The sequence below is a fragment of the Amycolatopsis sp. SID8362 genome (assembly GCF_010550475.1).
In the GTDB taxonomy this organism is placed as follows: domain Bacteria; phylum Actinomycetota; class Actinomycetes; order Mycobacteriales; family Pseudonocardiaceae; genus Amycolatopsis; species Amycolatopsis eburnea.
Map to the genome: position 1 here is coordinate 1 of NZ_JAAGNB010000229.1, position 299 is coordinate 299.

Consider the following 299-nt stretch of genomic DNA (forward strand, 5'->3'; position numbering starts at 1 on the left):
GAGCCGCGCCTTGACCGGCTCGCCCAGCCGGTCCAGGCCGGGCAGCGCCTTGCGCAGGCCGTCGGCGAGCGCGGCCGGGGCGAACCGGGCCGCCGGGTCCAGCGGCAGCTCGGAGCCGAGCGAGCGCACCCAGCTCGTGCCGAACTGCGTGCCCTCGTCGATCGCGTGCGCCTTCCAGTAGTCGGCGTCGGCCTGCAGGTAGAACTGGCCGCCGACGGCCGTGACCTGGACGATCCCGCCTTCCAGCGGCAGGCCGCCGACGGCGGTGCCGCCGCGGGTGACCCGGAACTGCTGCTCGG

1 pseudogene is annotated in these 299 nt (G+C 76.6%); it reads right to left on the minus strand.

The annotated features are described in order from the left end of the window. Positions 1-299 (minus strand): annotated as a pseudogene (locus G3I65_RS07620) (hypothetical protein); the annotation flags it as partial.